The sequence below is a fragment of the Arenimonas sp. genome, assembly GCF_036275555.1.
Lineage (GTDB): Bacteria > Pseudomonadota > Gammaproteobacteria > Xanthomonadales > Xanthomonadaceae > Arenimonas.
Genome location: NZ_DASUDO010000037.1, coordinates 38,822 through 57,084, shown reverse-complemented (window position 1 = coordinate 57,084; position 18,263 = coordinate 38,822). Strand labels below are relative to the sequence as shown.

Here is an 18,263-nt window from a genome sequence, read left to right as displayed (position 1 = left end):
TGCGCCCCGCGCGCGGCCAGCCCATGTCCGAGCACCTGCGCGAAACCCACCGCCGCCGCACCTTCGCCATCGTCAGCCACCCCGACGCCGGCAAGACCACGCTGACCGAAAAGCTGCTGCTGTTCGGCGGCGCGATCCAGATGGCCGGCTCGGTGAAGGGCCGCAAGGCCGCCCGCCACGCCACCTCCGACTGGATGGCGCTGGAGAAGGAGCGCGGCATCTCGGTCACGTCCTCGGTGATGCAGTTCCCGTACGAGGGCCACATCGTCAACCTGCTCGACACCCCGGGCCACGCCGACTTCGGCGAGGACACCTACCGCGTGCTCACCGCCGTGGACAGCGCGCTGATGGTGATCGACGTGGCCAAAGGCGTCGAGGAGCGCACCATCAAGCTGATGGAGGTCTGCCGCCTGCGCGACACGCCGATCATGGGCTTCATCAACAAGCTAGACCGCGAGGGCAAGGAGCCGATCGAGCTGCTGGATGAAATCGAGAGCGTGCTGGGCATCCAGTGCGCGCCGATCACCTGGCCGATCGGCATGGGCCAGCGCCTCAAGGGCGTGGTGCACCTGGTGAGCGGCGAAGTGCACCTGTACGAGCAGGGCCGCAACTTCACCCGCCAGGACTCCACCATCTTCCCGTCCATCGATGCGCCCGGCCTGGCCGAACGCATCGGCGAGCAGATGCTGGCCGAGCTCAAGGACGAACTGGAGCTGGTGCAGGGCGCCTCGCATCCGTTCAACAAGGCCGACTACCTGGCGGGCAAGCAGGCGCCGGTGTTCTTCGGCTCGGCGGTGAACAACTTCGGCGTGCAGCCGCTGCTCGACTTCTTCGTCGAGCACGCGCCGGGCCCGCAGCCGCGCGCCACCACCTCGCGCCAGATCGAGCCCGGGGAGGAAACCTTCTCCGGCTTCGTGTTCAAGATCCAGGCCAACATGGACCCGCAGCACCGCGACCGCGTGGCTTTCCTGCGCGTGTGCTCGGGCAAGTACGAGGCCGGCATGAAGGCCTTCCACGTGCGCCTGGGCAAGGAAGTGAAGCTGGCGAACGCGCTGACCTTCATGGCCAGCGACCGCGAGATCGTCGAGACCGCCTACCCGGGCGACGTGATCGGCCTGCACAACCACGGCACCATCTCGATCGGCGACACCTTCAGCGCCGGCGAATCGCTGGCCTTCACCGGCATCCCGAACTTCGCGCCCGAACTCTTCCGCCGCGCGCGCCTGCGCGACCCGCTCAAGCTCAAGCAGCTGCAGAAGGGCCTGGCGCAGCTGTCCGAGGAAGGCGCGACGCAGTTCTTCCGGCCGCTGATGAGCAACGACCTGATCCTGGGCGCGGTCGGCACGCTGCAGTTCGACGTGGTGGCCTACCGGCTGAAGGACGAGTACTCGGTGGATGCGAGCTTCGAGCCGATCACCATCTCGACCGCGCGTTGGGTGAAGGGCGGCACGCCGAAGAAGCTCGAGGAATTCCGCGAGAAGAACGCGATGAACCTGGGCCTGGACGCCGCCGGCCAGCTGGTCTACCTCGCGCCCTCGCGCGTGAACCTGCAGCTGACCATGGAGCGCTGGCCCGAGCTCGAATTCGCCGCCACCCGCGAGCACGCCCAGACGCTCGCCCTCGAATGACCGAGTACGAACACGACCACGAATCGCCGCGCGAAGAGCGCGCCAACGCCATCACCCACGGCATCGGCGCGCTGATGTCGCTGGTGGGCGGCACGGTGCTGGTTACGTTGGCGTCGACCTTCGGCAACGGCTGGCAGCTGGCCGGCGCGATCGTTTTCAGCGTGGCGCTGGTGCTGCTCTACAGCGCCTCGACGCTCTACCACGCCAGCCACGACCGCATCACCAAGGGCCGGATGAAGGTCTTCGACCACTGCGCGATCTACGTGTTGATCGCGGGCACCTACACGCCGTTCACCCTGGTGGGCCTGCGCGAGGATGGTGGCTGGTGGCTGTTCGCCGCGATCTGGACCTTCGCGGTGGCGGGCGTGGTGTTCAAGCTCTTCTTCACCGGCCGCTTCAAGGGCCTGTCCACGCTGATCTACCTCGGCATGGGCTGGATGGTGGTGCTGGCGATCAAGCCCTTCCTGCGCCAGATCCCGATGGACACCCTGGCCTGGCTGCTCGGCGGCGGCCTCGCCTACACCTTCGGCACGATCTTCTACATGAGCCGCCGAATCCCCTTCGCCCACGCCATCTGGCACGCCTTCGTGCTGATCGGCAGCGCCTGCCACTTCGTCGCCGTCACCCACCAAGTCCTCCGCCCCTGAGCCCCCCTGTGGGAGGGACTTCAGCTGGCGATGTATTGCTGGAGCTGGGCGATTTCGAGCTGCTGGTCTTCGATGACGGCCTTGACCAGGTCGCCGATGGACACCATGCCGACCACGCGGCCGGCGTCGAGCACCGGCAGGTGGCGGATCTTGCGGGCGGTCATGATCTGCATGCAGGTGGCGGCGGTGTCGGTGGGCAGCACCGAGACCACGGGGCTGGACATGATCTGGCCCACCGGCGTGTCGGCCGAGGAGCGGCCCTGCAGGATGACCTTGCGGGCATAGTCGCGTTCGGTGGCGATGCCGACCAGGTCGTGGCCCTGCATCACGAGCACGGAGCCGATGTGGTGTTCGGCCATCAGGCGGATGACCTCGAGCACCGGGGCTTCCCGCGGCACGGCGATGACGCCGCCGGCCCCCTTGTTCTCGAGGATCTGGTTCACGTTGCGCATGGGGCTGCCCTCCGGTGACCGTGGGAAGACTATAGACCCGTGCGCGCTGGCCTGCACCCCTGCAACCGGCTGTAGGAGGGCCTTCAGGCCCGAAGCTTTCAGGCCAAGGGCTTCGGGCCTGAAGGCCCTCCTACGGCGGGTTGCATGTGGCGGATCAGGTAAAGGGGGCGCTGCTTGGCTTCCATGTACAGCCGGCCGAGGTATTCGCCGATGATGCCCAGCGCCACCAGCTGCAGGCCGCCGAGGAAAAGCACGACCGTCATCAGCGAGGGCCAGCCCTGCACCGGGTCGTCCCAGGCCAGGGTGCGCACGATGATCCACACGCCCCAGCCGAAGGCCCCCAGCGCGGTGAACAGGCCGAGGTAGGTGGCCAGCCGCAGCGGCACGGTGGAGAAACTGGTGATGCCCTCGAGCGCCAGGTTCCAGAGTTTCCAGTAGTTGAACGAGGTGCGGCCCGCCATGCGCGACTCGCGCTCGTAGGGGAAGGACACCTGGCGGAACCCGACCCAGGTGAACAGCCCCTTCATGAACCGCTGCCGCTCGCGCAGGCCGCGCAGCGCGTCCAGCACTGGCCGCGACATCAGCCGGAAATCGCCGGTGTCGCGCGGGATGTCGGTGCGCGACAGCCAGGCCATCACCCGGTAGAACGCCGCGGCGCTGAAGCGCTTGAACCAGGACTCGCCGTCGCGCCGCGTGCGCGTGCCGTAGACCACGTCGTAGCCTTCGCGCCACTTCGCCACCAGCGCGGGAATGAGCTCCGGCGGGTCCTGCCCGTCGGCGTCAAGCACCACCACCGCGTCGGCGTCGGCGTGGTCGAGCCCCGCGGTGAGCGCCAGCTCCTTGCCGAAGTTGCGCGCCAGCCCGATCACGCCCACGCGCGGGTCGGCATCGGCGAACGCCTGCAGCAGCGCGAAGGTTCCGTCGCGGCTGCCGTCGTCCACGTACAGCACGCGCGCCGCCAGGTCCAGGCCTTCGAGCACCTTCATCAGGCGCGGATGGAAGACCGGCAGCGCGGCCTCCTCGTTGTAGGCGGCGATGACGACGGTGAGGGTCTGGGGGTTCATGGCCGGCATCATAACTACTCGAGGTAGGCAGGGCCGCCGAGGTTGCGGGCGTTGCGCTGGATCCAGGCCGCGCGGCGCTGCACGTAGGGCCCCGGGTTGCGGGCGCTGTACTTCTTCGGGTTGGGCAGCACCGCGGCCAGGCGGGCGCTCTCGGCGGCGGTGAGCGCGCTGGCCGGCTTGCGCCAGAAGGCCTGCGCCGCGGCCTCGGCGCCGTACACGCCGTCGCCGAACTCGGCGATGTTCACGTACACCTCGAGGATGCGCTGCTTGGGCCAGGTCAGCTCGATCAGCACCGTGTACCAGGCTTCCAGCGCCTTGCGGAAGTACCCGCCGCCGCTCCACAGGTAAAGGTTCTTGGCCACCTGCTGGCTGATGGTGCTGCCGCCGCGCACGCGGCCGCCGCGGGCGTTGGAATCAAAGGCCTTGTCGATGGCCTCGAGGTCGAAGCCGTGGTGCTCGGGGAACTTCTGGTCCTCGGCCGCCACCACCGAAATCGGCAGGTGCGACGAGATCTGGTCGTAGTCCCGCCATTCCTGCCGCAGTTCGAATCCCTTCTCGCCGAAGCCGTCCACCTGCCGCCAAATCATGAAGGCGCTGGTGGGCGGATCGATGAAGCGCAGCGGCGCCACCTGCAGGAAGGTGACGACGACGAACAGCACCGGCAGCCACGGCAGCCGCCGCAGCCAGCGCCGGCGCCTGGGCGCCGCCGTGGAAACACGCACCGCCTGGGCCACGGAGGGAACTCAGCCGCCCGCGGGCAGGCGCTTGTTCGCGAAATCGGCGAAGTGCTCGAAGCCCGGCTCGGCCAGCCACGCCGCCAGCAAGGCCGGCGCCGACTGCTGGCACAGCGCGGCGTCGGTGGCGCCGACCGGCGCCTGCCAGATCGCCACGCCCGCATCCATGTTCACGTCCCAGTCGCCGGTGGTGGTGCGGATGCCCGCGCCGATCACCGACACCGCGTTGCCGGGCAGCACCAGCACGTCCTCGGCGGTCACGGCCTCCTCGAACACGCTCTCGCCGCGCATGTCGCCCTTCACCCGCACGCAGGCCGACACGCTGCCGGTGTTGCGCACCAGGGCCAGCGCCAGGCCGGTCGACTTCTCGTCGAACACCACCAGCGGCACCGCGAACGCCTGGTCCAGGATCAGGCCCCAGCCGAGGTCGAGCTGGCGGCCGGTGAAGTCCATCAGCTGCGCCATGTCGGACCGGGCCATGCCGCGCGCCACCAGCACGTTCTCCAGCGTTTCCTGCGCGGTCAGCGGCACCGGCCGCGCGGGTGCCGCGGGCGCCGCCGCGCTTGCCTGCGCCGCCTGGACGCTTGCCGCCGAAACCAGCGCCAGCAAACCCAGCGCCCAACCCATCATCCGTAGTGCCATCGGTGCCGCCCTGCCTGAAGTAAGGCGCCAACTGTACTGCCCCGGCGGGTTAAAATCGCGCCCATGGACAAACACCCCGACCGCGACACCCTCACCCGCTTCCTGCTCGAGCGCTCCGGCATCCGCGGCGTGGTGGTGCACCTGGACCAGGCCTGGACCGAGATCGCCGGCCGCGCCGAATACCCCGCGGCCATCGCCGCCCGCCTTGGCGAAACCTGCGCCGCCGCCGCCCTGTTCACCGGCCACGCCAAGATCGACGGCCGCCTGAGCGTGCAGCTGCGCGGCACCGGCTGCCTGCGCACCCTGTTCGCCGAGTGCACCGCGGCCGGCACCTTGCGCGGCATCGCCCATTTCGAGGAACCCATCCCCAGCCCGCTGACCCCGCGCGCCTTCGGCCCGGGCTCGCTGCTGGCCATCACCATCGAATCCACCCCGCCCGGCGCCACCGAGATGACCCGCTACCAGGGCCTGGTGGGCCTGGACGCCGACAGCCTGGCCGAGGCCTTCGAAGGCTACTTCCAGCAGAGCGAGCAGCTGCCCACCCGCATGCTGCTGGCCAGCCAGGCCGAGCGCGCCGCCGGCCTGATCCTGCAGAAGCTGCCCGGCGCCGAAGGCGACACCGACGGCTGGGACAGGGTGAACGCCCTGTTCGAAACCCTGGGCCAGGACGAACTGGCCAGCCTGCCGGTGGACACCCTGCTCTGGCGCCTCTTCCACGAGGAGGGCGTGAAGCGGCTCGACCGCCGCCCCCTGCGCTTCGCCTGCAGCTGCTCGCGCGAGCGGGTGGAGGACATGCTGCGCAGCCTGGGTGCCGACGAGGCCCGGGCCAGCCTCGAGGACGGCGTGGCCCAGGTGCACTGCGACTTCTGCGGCCGGGCCTACCGCTTCGAGGCTGAACAGATCGAGGCCCTGTTCAGCCTGGCCGTCCCCGCCCCCGGCTCCGACCGCCTCCAATAACCCGCGCCCCCCCTCTGTGGGAGGGACTTCCAAGCCGGGCGACTCAAGCGTTAAATTCCTGTAAAATCCGCGTGCCACCCCCCCACCCGGGAACTTCCCGGTCCGGCAAGGCTCCAACCGAGCCACGAGGAAAGAACATGAATCCGCTGCTGCGCCACGCCATCGTCCTACTGCTCGCCCTCTCGGGCGCGCCGGCGTTTGCGCAAGCGCCGTCGCCGCTGGTGATGCCCGAGCAGGACGACAACACCACCGCCCTGCCGATCATCCGCAACAACCAGGTCGAAGGTTTCCTGCTGATCGAATCCGGCCTCGGCGCCGCCAACCCGGCGCGCAGCTCGCTCGATCGCCTGCTCGGCCGCAACGCCACGCCCAGCGTCGGCGCGGGCATTACCTTCCCGTTCGATGGCGGCCGCCGCCTCAGCACCAGCCTCGCGCTGGAAACCAACCCGACCATCGGCCTGCTCTGCAACGGCAACGCCGAGTCGCGCAGCTTCGGCGCGCTGGCCCAGCACTGCATGGTGGCCAACCTGGCGCCCAACCCCAGCACGCCGATCGCGCTGGCCCGCCCCGGCGTGCGCGCCGAAGCGCGGCTGGACGGCAACGACGGCGCGCTCAGCGCCAGCCTCGGCCTGTCGCGCTTCGATGCGCAGGCGCCGCTGGCCCTGCCCGGCGCCGTGCCGCTGGCCGGCCGCGTCAGCACCGACCTGATGCTGTCGCTGCGCGGCAATGAATACGAACAGGAAGACATCGGCCTGCTGGGCGAACTCAAGGTCGGCGAAACCGGCTGGGTGAGCATCGGCGGCACCCTGGCCCGCGCGCGCATCGTGTCGGCGGCCCAGCTGCCCGGCGCACTGCCGCCGGAGTGGAACACCGGCACGCTCACCCTCAGTGGGGGGGCGGGCAACTTCGGCGGCGAGATCATCGGCCGCGTGATCGAACTGCCCGGCACCAACACCCGCTACAGCGACGTGGGCCTGGGCGTCACCTGGCGCGCCCCGTGGCGCGGCCGCCTGAGCGTGGGCGCCGCCAACCTCAATGCCCAGGGCCAGAACCCCTTCTCGCTCGCGGACGAGGACCAGGAAGAATCCCGCGTCCCCTACATCCGCTACGAACAAGACCTGTAAGCGCCCCCTGTGGGAGGGACTTCAGTCCCGATCGCTTATTCCGGGTACGCCACCCAGTTGCCCGACTCCCGCACGAAGCGCACCTCCTGCGCCTCGTTGCTCTGCACCGCCTGCCCATCGACGGTGAACCTCACGTCCATCGCCACCGCGCACAGCACGCCCGGCCCTTTGTCAGGCTCACGGCAATCGCTGAGGGTGAAGGCGGCGACCTCGGTCACCTTGATTTGCCGCGCCCCCGGCCGCTCCATCCGCACCACCAGCGCATCGCGCGCCTGGTCGGGCGTGGGCCAGGACGGCGCGCAGGCGGCCAGCAAGGCCAGGGGAACAAGGGCAAGACAAAGCAGCGGGCGCATGGCGGACTCCTGACGGGAGCCCGAGTGTAAAACGCTCAGTCCACCAGCCGCACGCGGAAGCCCTGCGCGGCCAGCTGCCCCACCAGCGCCACCATCTCGGGGCTGTCCACCCGCACCGACCCGCCGGATTGGAGCCGCGCGAAATATTCCTGCGCCCGCGCGGGGAAGAACACCTGCAGCGCCTGCAGCGTGCGCTCGGGCTTGTCGCCCAGCCGGTAATGGTCGAGCAGCTCTACTGCCCTCGCCGGCGAATGCGGCGAGGCAGCGCGGTAATCATCCATGGATCACACCCCTGTGAAGGCCGCCAGTCTAGGCAGCCCCCACCCCCACAGGCATAAGAAACTTTCACACCCCTGTAGGAGGGACTTCAGTCCCGAACGCCCTACACCTTGTAGTAATCCCGATACCAAGCCACGAACCGCCCCACGCCCTCCTCCACATTGACGGACGGCCGGTAGCCCACGTTCGCAATCAGGTCGGACACATCCGCCTCGGTGTCGGGCACGTCGCCCGCTTGCAGCGGCAGCATCGCCAGCGTGGCCTTCCTGCCCAGGCACTGCTCCAGCACCTCGATGTAGCGCAGCAGCTGCACCGGCTGTTCGTTGCCGATGTTGTAGATGCGATACGGCGCCACGCCACTGGTGGCCGGGTCCGGCGCCAGCCCGTTCCAGTCCGGGTCCTTGCCCGGCACGGTGTCGAGCGCGCGCACCACGCCTTCCACGATGTCGTCCACATAGGTGAAGCTGCGCTTGTGGTGGCCGTGGTTGAAGACCTTGATCGGCTGGCCGGCCAGGATGGCCTTGGTGAACAGGAACAGCGCCATGTCCGGCCGGCCCCAGGGCCCGTACACGGTGAAGAAGCGCAGGCCGGTGGTGGGAATGCCGTAGAGGTGCGAATAGCTGTGCGCCATCTGCTCGTTGGCCTTCTTGGTGGCCGCGTACAGCGTGAGCGGATGCTCGGTGGGCGAATGCTCCGAGAACGGCATCTTCAGGTTGGCGCCGTACACCGAGCTGGTGCTGGCATACACCAGGTGCTCCACCCCGTGGTGGCGGCAGCCTTCCAGCACGTGCAGGAAGCCGGTGACGTTGCTGGCCACGTACACGTGCGGGTTCTCGGCCGCGTAGCGCACGCCGGCCTGGGCGGCCAGGTTCACCACGCGCTGCGGCTTGTACTTCGCGAACACCGCCTCGACCGCCGCCCGATCGGCCAGGTCGGCCGTGACGTGGGTGTAGCCCGGCAGCGCCTGCAGGCGGGCCAGGCGAGCCTGCTTGAGCGTCGGGTCGTAGTAGTCGTTGAGGTTGTCGAAGCCGATGACCTCGTCGCCGCGGGCGAGGAGGACCTGGGCGACGTGGGAGCCTATGAAGCCGGCGGTGCCGGTGACGAGGATACGCATGATCGGGGATACCCGTTGGACTGGCCGTAATTCTATCGCCGCAGGTGCCGCCGTAATCAGCGGGGCGAAAGACCTTTGACAACCTGCTCTGCGGCGGCGGCAGGCGAGAAAAGACGCGCTGCGACGATCTTGCCCCGCTCACCCATGGCCGCGCAGGCCTCGGGACGATCGGCAAGCGAAAGCGTGGCCTCGAGCAGGGCGTCGGAGGATCCCCCCATCACCGAGGCCCCCAGCCCCTCGTCCATCACCATCTGGTGCAGGTCGTTGCCTGGATTGACGCGGGCGAGCACGGGCAATCCGGCCTGAAGATAGGTCAACAGCTTGCCGGGAATGTTGTGGGTGCCATGCGCCGGATGCAGGGCGATGATGCCCGCGTAGCAGTGGGCCAGCAGCGTGGACAGCTCACGTTGGGATACCTGGTCCGCGATCCGCAGATTTCCAAGTTCGCGCGTCACGACTTCCTTGCCGAGCCTGGCCTGCTCACTTCCCCTGCCGATCAGCAGGAACGCAATGTCTGGACGGTCCCGAAGCCGGGATGCCAGGTCGAGGAAGGCATCGAGGTCCTGCGCCACGCCCATATTCCCGGCATAAACGAAAACCTTGTGGCGTTCGAAACCATCGAGAACGGGGTGCCTGCCTCCACCAGGGACCGCGGGCGGAGCAGCCAGCCAGTTATGCAGGACCTCAAGCGAGGCACCCGCGGGCGCATCCGCTGCAACGATGGGCACATTGGCAGGCGTCTGGACGCCGATGACATCGGCCTGCCGATACTGGAGCCGTTCCACCGCCTTGAACAACCTGTGCGCTGGCCCGCCACGCCGCAGCACGCCGGCATCCACCGCCCAGTCAGGAAACAGGTCACGCAAGATCAAGTAGCTCCGGCACCGGTGCTTTCGCTTGAACCACGCGACGAGGGGGCCCAGGAAGATGGTGGGGGAATACCACGCGATGCCATCCCACGACTCCTGGTCGAGGGAGGCAGCCCGGAAGCCGCGGCGAAGCACCCACGGCAGGACAATCTCGGCGGCGACGCGACGAAGATAAGAGACATCCTTGGTCCGCGGCGCCCGAACCCGGCAAACCTCGATACCCGCCATTTCCTCGCGAACCCAGGACCGGCGAAGGCTGGAGTCCGGGACGAGCACGAGTGGCCGGTGACCCGCCTGGACCAGGGCCGCGGCAAGGTCGCGCATCTGGAGCGCGCCGGAAATGGTGGCGGGCGGAAAGGTGTCCGCGACCAGCAACAGTCGCATCAGTACTTCTTCCAGACCACCCGGTTCACGTAATCCACATAGCTGTGGATGATACGAACAACCTTATCGGAAACATTGGGCATGCTGTAGTCCGCGACTTGCCGGAGGCTGCGCCGCAGGCCAGTCGGTTGACTCTCCAAAATAGCCAAGCCTTGCATCACCCGCTCGACGCTCATCCCAACCATCATGACGGCAGCCTCTTCCATGGCTTCGGGCCGCTCGTGGGCGTCGCGCAGGTTCAGTGCGCGAAAATTAAGAATAGACGCCTCCTCGCTGATCGTACCGCTATCGGAGAGCGTCGCCTTGGCGTCGGTCTGCAGCCGAACATAGTCCGAGAATCCAAGCGGCTTCAGCAACTGAACCAGCGGGTCCAATGACACACCCATGGCCTCGATACGCTTGCGGGTCCGCGGGTGAGTGGAAACGATCACGGGGAATCCATAACTGGAAGCAACTGTGTTCAATACTTCCACTAGACCACGGAAATTCGAGTCCGAATCAATATTCTCTTCCCGGTGCGCGCTAACCACAAAGAACCTACCCGGCTCCAAGCCCAGTCGCGAAATAACATCGGAGTTAGCGATGCCATCGGCGTAGTGCGCCAGTACCTCGCACATCGGGCTGCCCGTCTTGATCACACGATCCGATGGCAAGCCCTCCGCCAGCAAGTGATTCCGAGCTAGATCGCTGTAGGTTAGATTTATGTCCGCGGTATGGTCGATGATGCGACGATTGATCTCCTCGGGCACGCGCATATCGAAGCAACGATTGCCGGCCTCCATATGGAACGTTGGAATCTTTCGCCGCTTGGCAGGGATAACAGCCAAGCAACTGTTCGTATCACCCAACACCAACATGGCATCCGGACTGATCTCTGCCAACGCAGCATCAGCGGCGATGATCACTCTCCCGATCGTCTCAGCGCCGGTTGAACCGGCGGCCTCGAGAAACACATCGGGCTTCCTGATGCCAAGGTCTTCAAAGAAGATACCATTAAGCTCGAAATCGTAGCTCTGCCCGGTATGCACCAGGGTGTGATCGCAATGCATATCCAAAGCCGAAATGACCCTAGACAGGCGGATGATCTCAGGGCGCGTCCCAACAAACGTGGCAACCTTCAAGCGAGTCATGCCAACCCCTTCTGGCGAGAACGAATCTGATCGACGAGTTCATCAATCATTCGCTCCCAAGACGGCGGCTCGTAGCCGAATTCCGTACGGAACCGAGACGAGTCGAGACTTCTGTCACACTCAAACTTGTCGTCCGGAACGATTGAAACCGGGCGGCCAAGGCGCTCGTTCAACATTGCCAACAGGCTGAACTTGTCAATAGGGTGACTACTAACGTTGTAGATTCCGGAGATGTCTCCCGGCCGGACCAGCAGGCCCTCGATGACCCGGGCGATCTCCAACGTGGTGAAGCCTGAGTAGATGGCCTTAGTGAAGCCCTTGATCTCGCCCTCCTGAGCCAAGAACCACTCGACCAAGCTTGCCTTCCGGGAAAGCTCAAGCCCAATTATCGACGTTCGCAAAGTTATTGAGCCGACCCCTCCAACTTCGCCCAGTGACTTGCTTCGCCCATACATGTCACGAGCGTCATGAACGGCATCGTCCTCGTACATTCCTTGTCGGCCCGAATAAACACAGTCCGTACTGAGATGGACAAACCTCACGGAGCGAGCCTGGCAGAACTCGGACAAACGATGCGGCAGCAATGAATTGACAACGATGCTCTCGACCGCATCCTTGGCCTCCTGGCGCTGCTTGACGATGCCAATTGCATTCACAACCGCGTCAGGAGCAAAGGAACACAACACCTCTTCAATGCTGTCAAAGTTCCTGGAGTCGACAGAGTCGAACACCCTCCGTGGCAACGACCCTGCAAGGTGGGCATAGGCCGTGACACCCTTCCTAACCGTTCCAGCGACCTCATGGCGATCTCTGAAGCTGGCCACCAGCTGATGTCCAAGCATTCCGTCGGCACCTAGCACAAGTATCTTCATACTCAGTCCACAGGCTGAGCGGACCGCCCAGCAACCAATTCACGCACGAAATCAAGCTTCATAAGGAGATCCTTCATGCCTTCCACGTCGAGACGCTCGGTGTTCTCGGAGGTGTAGTCGCGCGCCTCGGTTATTTTCTCCTCCCCGACCTCGAAGAACTTCTCGTAGTTCAGATCCCTTAGGTCCGGCGGGACACAAAAGTAGCCGCCGTGATCCCTTGCGTGCGCCATTTCCTCGCGACTTAAAAGCGTCTCGTGCTTCTTCTCTCCGTGACGCGTGCCGATGATCCGAATTGGGTAATTCGGCTTACCCAGGAGTTCAGTAAGCGCAACCGCGAGGGTATGGAGAGTGGCTGCGGGCGCCTTCTGAACGAAAATGTCTCCGCTCTTGCCATTCTCGAATGCATAGAGAACAAGATCCACGGCGTCATCCAACGTCATCATGAACCGAGTCATTTCCGGATCCGTGATCGTGATTGGCATGCCTGCGTATATCTGATTCACGAACAAAGGGATTACGGAGCCGCGCGAAGCCATGACGTTTCCGTACCGCGTACCGCAAATCGTCGTCTTGCCAGGATCAACGTTCCGAGACTTAGCGACAAATACCTTTTCCATCATGGCCTTGGAAATACCCATGGCATTTATTGGATAGACAGCCTTATCCGTGCTCAAACAGATCATCCGCTTGACACCGCAGTGAATAGCGGCCTCCGTCGCATTCTCGGTGCCCAGCACGTTCGTCTTTACCGCCTCCATCGGATGAAACTCGCAGGACGGAACTTGCTTCAATGCGGCGGCATGGAACACATAGTCGACACCGCGCATTGCACTTACCAAGCTACCCTGCTCACGAACATCGCCAATGTAGAACTTCAACTTATCCGAGCCATACCGCTTCCTCATGTCATCCTGTTTCTTCTCATCGCGGCTCAGAATCCTGATCTGGGCAATATCGGACTTCAAGAAGCTCTTTAGAACAGCATTACCAAAAGATCCGGTGCCGCCAGTGATTAGTAGCGTTGCGCCAGAAAACATACTCACCTCGAAATCGCATAGATTGCGTTGGTTAAAAATCTAACACTCCGCCGGGGAATCACTCAACACGACAAATTAGCGCCGATACAACACTCGCAACGCACGCCAGCGCATCAAGTGCGAACATCTTGCAAGCCTATCCAAACAAATGGGACGTTCCTATAGGATCCGCCCCCACCCGCAGCAGAAAACGTATGGACCTGAAAGAAACCTAGACTGGCCGGCCGCCGCGTAAGAATTCTGCTACCCGCCAATCAGTCCAAGCCTTACTGCCAGTCAGCGCCGAATCAACCAGACGTTGTTCGCCCCGACAGCACTCCGTACCAGTTCGCCGGGCAGACAGCGCGAACAAAGCTGTGTCGGGGCAACCAACCCAACTGGAGAACCCAAATGCTTCTTGGACTTTTAATGTTACTCGTCATCTCAACCGAACCAACTGAATCCGCGCGCCAAGAAACAAAAGTGACTGCCAACCAAACTCAACAAGCAGCACCTGGCCGAATACCTTGGGTGCAGGATTGGTGCGACGCTGAACGGGCGGAGGCAGAACGGAGATGCCTAGAAATATGCGACGCCCAAATCGTCAACACTGCTCAAGCTGGCAACCATTGCGGAACGGCCGAAAGCTGTGAATGTTAGAGCCCCCTCAGCATCATGCGGCCAGACGTTACAGAGACGTTCCTGCAGACACATACATGGCCAGACATTCCGCCGAACGTAGAAACCGACTTCGCTACATGGCTCGAGGGCGGCCATCTATCGAATCAGACAGCACGGAACGAACCTCGCCCGCAATGGACCTCCAATCACTAGGAAACATCTTCATTCGTTCGGATCCTGCGTGAACCAAAGAGCGTCTACGCAGTGCGTCCGACGCAATGGCCAGCATCCCCTCGCTCAGTTGATTGGGGTTCGTCGGATCTACATAAAGCGCCGCATCCCCACAAAGCTCCCGCGCATACGGTAAGTCTGAGGCAAGAATCGGCTTGCCAAATGCCATTGCCTCAATATGCGCTGAGCTAAGAGATTCAAGGAGACTTGGAATAACTACCGCGTCTAACCGGCGGTAAAACTCCCCAAGCTGACTAACCGACTGCCAGCCAACCAGACTTAGAAGGCCTGAATCGATCAAACGGGCTGCGACACCCCGCAATCGAGGCGGAAGATCTGCCAGATCAATAGTAGCGAGCAACTTAACAACCGGTCCGAAATCACGCCGTCGCGAAAGAAGCTCCAGGGCCTCAATCAATCGCTCGTGATTCTTGTGGGGAAAATAGGTCGCTACGTAGCCAAAGACAAACCCGGCGGGAGGCGAGTCGTCCTCGCCTTGCATTGCATCAACCCCGCCGCAGAAGTCCGACACCTCAACAGCCTTTGCAACTACGTGAACTCGCTTCCCGCGCCCAGCCAGCCTGATCGCCTGATCACGCATAATACGTGTCTGCACGACAATAGAATCCGAAGCAAACATAGTCAGCGTAGAGAAAAAGCGCATGACAGCCGCTCTAAGCCAGCCAGCTGGATGCATACGCATGACAGAGAGCGGATAGACCTGGTAAGCGTTGTTGATACTGGTTACCTGGGGCGTCCGGCCCCTGATGTATGACCCAAGGTTCATTGACCAAACAACATCCACGCCAAGCGAGGACGCCAACTTTCGAAGGCCAAAAAAACCATACCAGAGCCTTCCGACCTCTCCGCCAATTGGCAGGGCAATCTCATAGAGATCTACGTTTGGTAAGCCGTCGAGGTCACTGAATTGGGCAGGATTCTTGCTAGCAACAATGAGTTGGTCCGCTGGGAACGCGAGCGCATACGCCCGAAGCAGCCGCCGTATATTGGCTAGCCCGCCACCGCCCCCTGCGTAATAGTTGAATAGAATTTTCAATTGAACCTGCGAATCATTATTCGAATGAAAAATAGCGTTAGCGTCGAATATTCCAGGTAAACCTAGTAGCGAAAATCCACGCCACAAACGCAGCCAATAGACCGCGCGTGACAAAGTTCATAACCGCTGTGGCGAACTCTGCGAATGGAAGATTGCCAACGAACACAACTCCATATGCGTAAACAAGCGCCATCGCTGGCACATATGGACGGCCAGATCGAAGAGAAGAATAGGCGTGCGCCAGAGCGACATAACTCGTGATCAGCAACGTAATCGCAAACACGAACCCGCCAGCCCGGCCGAAGTTCATTACTGACTCTGCAAATATCCCAGGACTGTCACGAGACGCGCCGGCCCAAAGCGTTCCAAAGTAGTAATTTGTGTATTCCTCGCCGCCACCGTCCGGCTTATCCGGCCATACACTCCGAGGCACGAAGTTTGTAGCCGCAGCGACAAACGTTCGCCCGTAAAGAATCGGAGCGTATTCAGTCCGATCAATCATTTCGAGCGGTATGACCCCGTATCGAAGAGACTTGGAGTCTGCGAACGAAAGCTCTGAAATCGAACTGGAGCCGCGAGCCAACTCTCCAGCCCTGTTCCGGACGTCCTCCAAGGAAACCAGAAGCAGCACACCCACAATTACGCCAACTGCCCCCAACTTCAGACTAACTCCACCACGGCTCCTAAGGCTCCAGCAGATTGCCATTACCAGAAACATTACTAGCAACGTGTTTCTCGACCCAGAGACAACGGCAGCAATGGCAGCAAAGGCGGTAAAGACCGCGAAGACGATCCACTGCAGACGGGTGATCTTGTCCCTAGTTAGCAGCAATGCAAAGTACGCCGTTTGGATAGATGGCGCAGACTTCACAAGCACCAACAAGAGCCCCTGACCTTCAAATCTGAGTAGCCGCTGATCCAGTGTCTCGAAGAAGCCGGATAGGCCACCACTGGATGACACTAGGTAGGCCGTTGCAACAAACGCTGGTACAGAACCCACCCAGCACTTTATCGCGACGCTACGCGCGGCGACAGCTGACTGACCACTTAGCTGCTCCTTTCCACGCTCAATATATGCAGACGTGAGGCACAAGGTAGCGAGCGCATTGATTGCGAAGTAGACAACTGGAATGCTCGGCTTCAGGAGTGCGCCGGCATAGGCAACCACTACAAAAAGGAACAAGACTTTGCTCGAACTAAGCGCGTCCTTGTTAAGTCGGACAAGTGCTACGCCGACGAGGAGCAAATAACATATCGTAATTGCCTGAAGAGCACTCATTAGGAATCTCTTTTCACGACCGCGCCAGGCGCGACATCCTTATCTACGTACGTCAGCGCGCCAATCTTCGCGCCATCGCCAACGAAAATCGCACCTACAACGACAGCCGACGGATAAAGAAAAACATCTGACCCTATTTTTGGATAGCCGCCGCGCAAACTCCCTAGAGTTACGCACTGATAGATTGTGGCATTGCTGCCAATCTCGACGCCGTCGCCAATGACGATCCCGACTGGATGGGGCAGCCGAACACCCGCACCAATCCTGGCGTGCGCAGCCACGTCCACCCCGAAAAACAAAACCCCAACCATTCTTGCCAAGGGACGAAGTGCGCGCGGCATTCTCGTCGCGAGCCGAATGACTAGCGCTGCGGTCGCGCTCGGATTTGTGAGCAGAGCAGTCCATTTCGCGTAGCCATACAGCGCCGCCAGGTCCGATTTGACGAGACCTACGAATTCGATCATTTGGTTAATATCCTTATGCGCAGAACGCATAACAGACAATGCGTTAACCCGAAGAAGCACCAAGCTACTGTCGCCGACATTGCCACATCTACTGATCCGTTTGGAAGGAACACGAGCAGAGTCAATGCAAGTACGGAAGAAGTGATTACGGAAACCATGAGAAACCTTGTTTCCGCGAGCAGAATTATCGCTCCGTTTATTAGCCCTTGCGCGACGGCAATTGACGCCCCCACAGATGTTGCAGCGTACAGCGCGTGCTCTGCTACTCGAATTTCGTATAGCACCGCCACAAGATCGGCACCAAAAATGTAGGCTAGCGGCGAAAGCACGAGTGCAGCAACGCACCCGCCTAGAGCACCGTAAGCAATCAGTCTATTGGCGTAGCCATTTCTTTCGCGAAGATCCATGCGCGACGCACCCGCCAAACAAACATTTATCATTGATGTAACGCCAAGAGTCAGCAGCGTGACAATCGGGAAAATCATGGATACCGCAAGAAATTCATCTCTCTCCCCATAAGATCCCGCGGCAACCCTTGGCAAGGAAGTCATTGCCGTTATCAGGAAAACTGACAGCGATACGGTTGCCGCTCTACGAATCACGGCCCATGCCGCCAGCACCGACAATGAAGCGCGAATGGTTCCCCTGGCAAAAATCGCAACCATTGCGACGCTTGCAGCCGAAGCCAAAATAATCGCCCCGCCTGAATCTAGCCCGATGATCGCTAGGAAAAGCATCGATAACAGAAACACTACAGATCGGGATACTTGGACAAGCGCGCCTTTCGATATCTCGCCGCGCTTAAAAAGCACTACCTGCGCATTTTCCGATATCGCTTCCGATAGCTTTATCGAGATGACACATGATGCAGCCAACGCCGACGCCGCATAGAGATCGGGGTGCGCCAGAATCGTCGATGACAGTGCAAGCACTAGAACTAGGCCAATGCCAATGAGCCGCCCGCACAGATAATCTTGATCTGTGAGACCCGAAATTGCGTTTGACAACTGCAGCGACCTTACGCCACCACCAAGAAGGAGGACGAGCGGGGCTAGCAAAGCGAGCCAATAGGCAAATCGCCCAAACTCGTCATCCCCGTAAAACCTTGCCAGTGCGATTCCTGAAACAACGGGGATCGACGCTGACATAGCTGTGGCGGCTAGCGAGAGCGAGTAGTTGCCAATTTTGCTCACGCGAACCATCACTCCGATACTCGCAGCACTTTTAATTGCGCCTCGGACAAGTCGGCGCTCACCAATGCGTGTCACAACTGACTAGTGATCTAGAGAGCCAAGCCAAGATGAAAACAGGTGCGGTCCTATTGCGCGTTAGGAAAAATTCTCGGC

General features: G+C 62.3%; 19 protein-coding genes. 4 read left to right on the top strand and 15 right to left on the bottom strand.

What is annotated here, in order from left to right; translation table 11 throughout:
* Positions 1-23: 23 nt before the first annotated feature.
* Both VFV21_RS09525 and trhA read left to right on the top strand, forming a co-directional pair.
* Positions 24-1,628 carry a peptide chain release factor 3 gene (locus tag VFV21_RS09525; protein ID WP_329669191.1) on the top strand — a complete coding sequence of 535 codons (1,605 nt, stop codon included), beginning with the start codon at positions 24-26 and terminating at the stop codon, positions 1,626-1,628.
* Positions 1,625-2,275 carry a PAQR family membrane homeostasis protein TrhA gene (trhA, locus tag VFV21_RS09520; protein ID WP_329669190.1) on the top strand — a complete coding sequence of 217 codons (651 nt, stop codon included), beginning with the start codon at positions 1,625-1,627 and terminating at the stop codon, positions 2,273-2,275. The genes VFV21_RS09525 and trhA overlap by 4 nt, the downstream gene beginning before the upstream one ends.
* Before the next feature lie 20 nt (positions 2,276-2,295).
* Here the strand turns inward: trhA and VFV21_RS09515 are convergent, their stop codons facing one another.
* From VFV21_RS09515 to VFV21_RS09500, 4 genes are all read right to left on the bottom strand, one after another.
* A complete protein-coding gene (locus VFV21_RS09515; RefSeq protein ID WP_329669189.1) occupies positions 2,296-2,727 on the bottom strand; it encodes a CBS domain-containing protein in 432 nt (143 codons plus the stop codon).
* A gap of 98 nt (positions 2,728-2,825) precedes the next feature.
* Positions 2,826-3,800: a glycosyltransferase family 2 protein gene (locus VFV21_RS09510; protein ID WP_414638539.1), complete on the bottom strand. Its 975-nt coding sequence runs from the start codon at positions 3,798-3,800 to the stop codon at positions 2,826-2,828.
* 5 nt (positions 3,801-3,805) lie between these two features.
* On the bottom strand, positions 3,806-4,525 hold the full coding sequence (gene mtgA, locus VFV21_RS09505; RefSeq protein WP_329669187.1) for a monofunctional biosynthetic peptidoglycan transglycosylase: 720 nt from the start codon (positions 4,523-4,525) through the stop codon (positions 3,806-3,808).
* A 9-nt stretch (positions 4,526-4,534) separates the two neighbouring features.
* Positions 4,535-5,152 carry a hypothetical protein gene (locus tag VFV21_RS09500; RefSeq protein ID WP_329669186.1) on the bottom strand — a complete coding sequence of 206 codons (618 nt, stop codon included), beginning with the start codon at positions 5,150-5,152 and terminating at the stop codon, positions 4,535-4,537.
* A 78-nt stretch (positions 5,153-5,230) separates the two neighbouring features.
* Between VFV21_RS09500 and VFV21_RS09495 the strand changes: the two genes are divergently transcribed.
* Together VFV21_RS09495 and VFV21_RS09490 are read left to right on the top strand one after the other, a co-directional pair.
* Complete coding sequence (locus VFV21_RS09495; RefSeq protein WP_329669185.1) at positions 5,231-6,124, top strand: Hsp33 family molecular chaperone HslO; 894 nt, start codon at positions 5,231-5,233, stop codon at positions 6,122-6,124.
* 137 nt (positions 6,125-6,261) lie between these two features.
* A complete protein-coding gene (locus VFV21_RS09490) occupies positions 6,262-7,248 on the top strand; it encodes a hypothetical protein (RefSeq protein WP_329669184.1) in 987 nt (328 codons plus the stop codon).
* A gap of 35 nt (positions 7,249-7,283) precedes the next feature.
* Here VFV21_RS09490 and VFV21_RS09485 read toward each other — a convergent pair whose 3' ends face one another.
* The 11 genes from VFV21_RS09485 to VFV21_RS09435 all read right to left on the bottom strand — a co-directional run bounded on the left by VFV21_RS09485 (position 7,284) and on the right by VFV21_RS09435 (position 18,110).
* A complete protein-coding gene (locus tag VFV21_RS09485) occupies positions 7,284-7,601 on the bottom strand; it encodes a hypothetical protein (RefSeq protein ID WP_329669183.1) in 318 nt (105 codons plus the stop codon).
* A gap of 35 nt (positions 7,602-7,636) precedes the next feature.
* Positions 7,637-7,882 (bottom strand): hypothetical protein, encoded by a 246-nt coding sequence (locus tag VFV21_RS09480; RefSeq protein ID WP_329669182.1) that lies wholly within the window; start codon positions 7,880-7,882, stop codon positions 7,637-7,639.
* A gap of 101 nt (positions 7,883-7,983) precedes the next feature.
* The gene (locus VFV21_RS09475) at positions 7,984-8,994 is read right to left on the bottom strand and encodes an NAD-dependent epimerase (protein WP_329669181.1); all 1,011 of its coding nucleotides are present in this window, start codon (positions 8,992-8,994) and stop codon (positions 7,984-7,986) included.
* Between the two features lie 56 nt (positions 8,995-9,050).
* Positions 9,051-10,247 (bottom strand): glycosyltransferase family 4 protein, encoded by a 1,197-nt coding sequence (locus VFV21_RS09470; RefSeq protein ID WP_329669180.1) that lies wholly within the window; start codon positions 10,245-10,247, stop codon positions 9,051-9,053.
* Positions 10,247-11,377: a UDP-N-acetyl glucosamine 2-epimerase gene (locus VFV21_RS09465; protein ID WP_329669179.1), complete on the bottom strand. Its 1,131-nt coding sequence runs from the start codon at positions 11,375-11,377 to the stop codon at positions 10,247-10,249. Before VFV21_RS09465 ends, VFV21_RS09470 begins: the two co-directional genes overlap by 1 nt.
* Positions 11,374-12,249, bottom strand: a complete 876-nt coding sequence (locus tag VFV21_RS09460) for an SDR family oxidoreductase (protein ID WP_329669178.1) — start codon at positions 12,247-12,249, stop codon at positions 11,374-11,376. The genes VFV21_RS09465 and VFV21_RS09460 overlap by 4 nt, the downstream gene beginning before the upstream one ends.
* A 2-nt stretch (positions 12,250-12,251) precedes the next feature.
* On the bottom strand, positions 12,252-13,286 hold the full coding sequence (locus tag VFV21_RS09455; RefSeq protein WP_329669399.1) for a polysaccharide biosynthesis protein: 1,035 nt from the start codon (positions 13,284-13,286) through the stop codon (positions 12,252-12,254).
* Between the two features lie 733 nt (positions 13,287-14,019).
* The gene (locus tag VFV21_RS09450) at positions 14,020-15,174 is read right to left on the bottom strand and encodes a glycosyltransferase (RefSeq protein ID WP_329669177.1); all 1,155 of its coding nucleotides are present in this window, start codon (positions 15,172-15,174) and stop codon (positions 14,020-14,022) included.
* 37 nt (positions 15,175-15,211) lie between these two features.
* Positions 15,212-16,420 (bottom strand): hypothetical protein, encoded by a 1,209-nt coding sequence (locus tag VFV21_RS09445; RefSeq protein ID WP_329669176.1) that lies wholly within the window; start codon positions 16,418-16,420, stop codon positions 15,212-15,214.
* Positions 16,421-16,452: 32 nt separating this feature from the next.
* Complete coding sequence (locus VFV21_RS09440; protein ID WP_329669175.1) at positions 16,453-16,917, bottom strand: hypothetical protein; 465 nt, start codon at positions 16,915-16,917, stop codon at positions 16,453-16,455.
* Positions 16,914-18,110 (bottom strand): hypothetical protein, encoded by a 1,197-nt coding sequence (locus VFV21_RS09435; protein WP_329669174.1) that lies wholly within the window; start codon positions 18,108-18,110, stop codon positions 16,914-16,916. The genes VFV21_RS09440 and VFV21_RS09435 overlap by 4 nt, the downstream gene beginning before the upstream one ends.
* Positions 18,111-18,263: the final 153 nt, after the last annotated feature.

Coding starts and splice junctions, on each gene's coding strand:
- VFV21_RS09525 (WP_329669191.1), top strand. CDS start 24: ATGTCCGAGCACCTGCGCGAAACCCACCGCCGCCGCACCTTCGCCATC.
- trhA (WP_329669190.1), top strand. CDS start 1,625: ATGACCGAGTACGAACACGACCACGAATCGCCGCGCGAAGAGCGCGCC.
- VFV21_RS09515 (WP_329669189.1), bottom strand. CDS start 2,727: ATGCGCAACGTGAACCAGATCCTCGAGAACAAGGGGGCCGGCGGCGTC.
- VFV21_RS09510 (WP_414638539.1), bottom strand. CDS start 3,800: ATGCCGGCCATGAACCCCCAGACCCTCACCGTCGTCATCGCCGCCTAC.
- VFV21_RS09500 (WP_329669186.1), bottom strand. CDS start 5,152: ATGGGTTGGGCGCTGGGTTTGCTGGCGCTGGTTTCGGCGGCAAGCGTC.
- VFV21_RS09495 (WP_329669185.1), top strand. CDS start 5,231: ATGGACAAACACCCCGACCGCGACACCCTCACCCGCTTCCTGCTCGAG.
- VFV21_RS09490 (WP_329669184.1), top strand. CDS start 6,262: ATGAATCCGCTGCTGCGCCACGCCATCGTCCTACTGCTCGCCCTCTCG.
- VFV21_RS09485 (WP_329669183.1), bottom strand. CDS start 7,601: ATGCGCCCGCTGCTTTGTCTTGCCCTTGTTCCCCTGGCCTTGCTGGCC.
- VFV21_RS09480 (WP_329669182.1), bottom strand. CDS start 7,882: ATGGATGATTACCGCGCTGCCTCGCCGCATTCGCCGGCGAGGGCAGTA.
- VFV21_RS09475 (WP_329669181.1), bottom strand. CDS start 8,994: ATGCGTATCCTCGTCACCGGCACCGCCGGCTTCATAGGCTCCCACGTC.
- VFV21_RS09470 (WP_329669180.1), bottom strand. CDS start 10,247: ATGCGACTGTTGCTGGTCGCGGACACCTTTCCGCCCGCCACCATTTCC.
- VFV21_RS09465 (WP_329669179.1), bottom strand. CDS start 11,377: ATGACTCGCTTGAAGGTTGCCACGTTTGTTGGGACGCGCCCTGAGATC.
- VFV21_RS09460 (WP_329669178.1), bottom strand. CDS start 12,249: ATGAAGATACTTGTGCTAGGTGCCGACGGAATGCTTGGACATCAGCTG.
- VFV21_RS09455 (WP_329669399.1), bottom strand. CDS start 13,286: ATGTTTTCTGGCGCAACGCTACTAATCACTGGCGGCACCGGATCTTTT.
- VFV21_RS09440 (WP_329669175.1), bottom strand. CDS start 16,917: ATGATCGAATTCGTAGGTCTCGTCAAATCGGACCTGGCGGCGCTGTAT.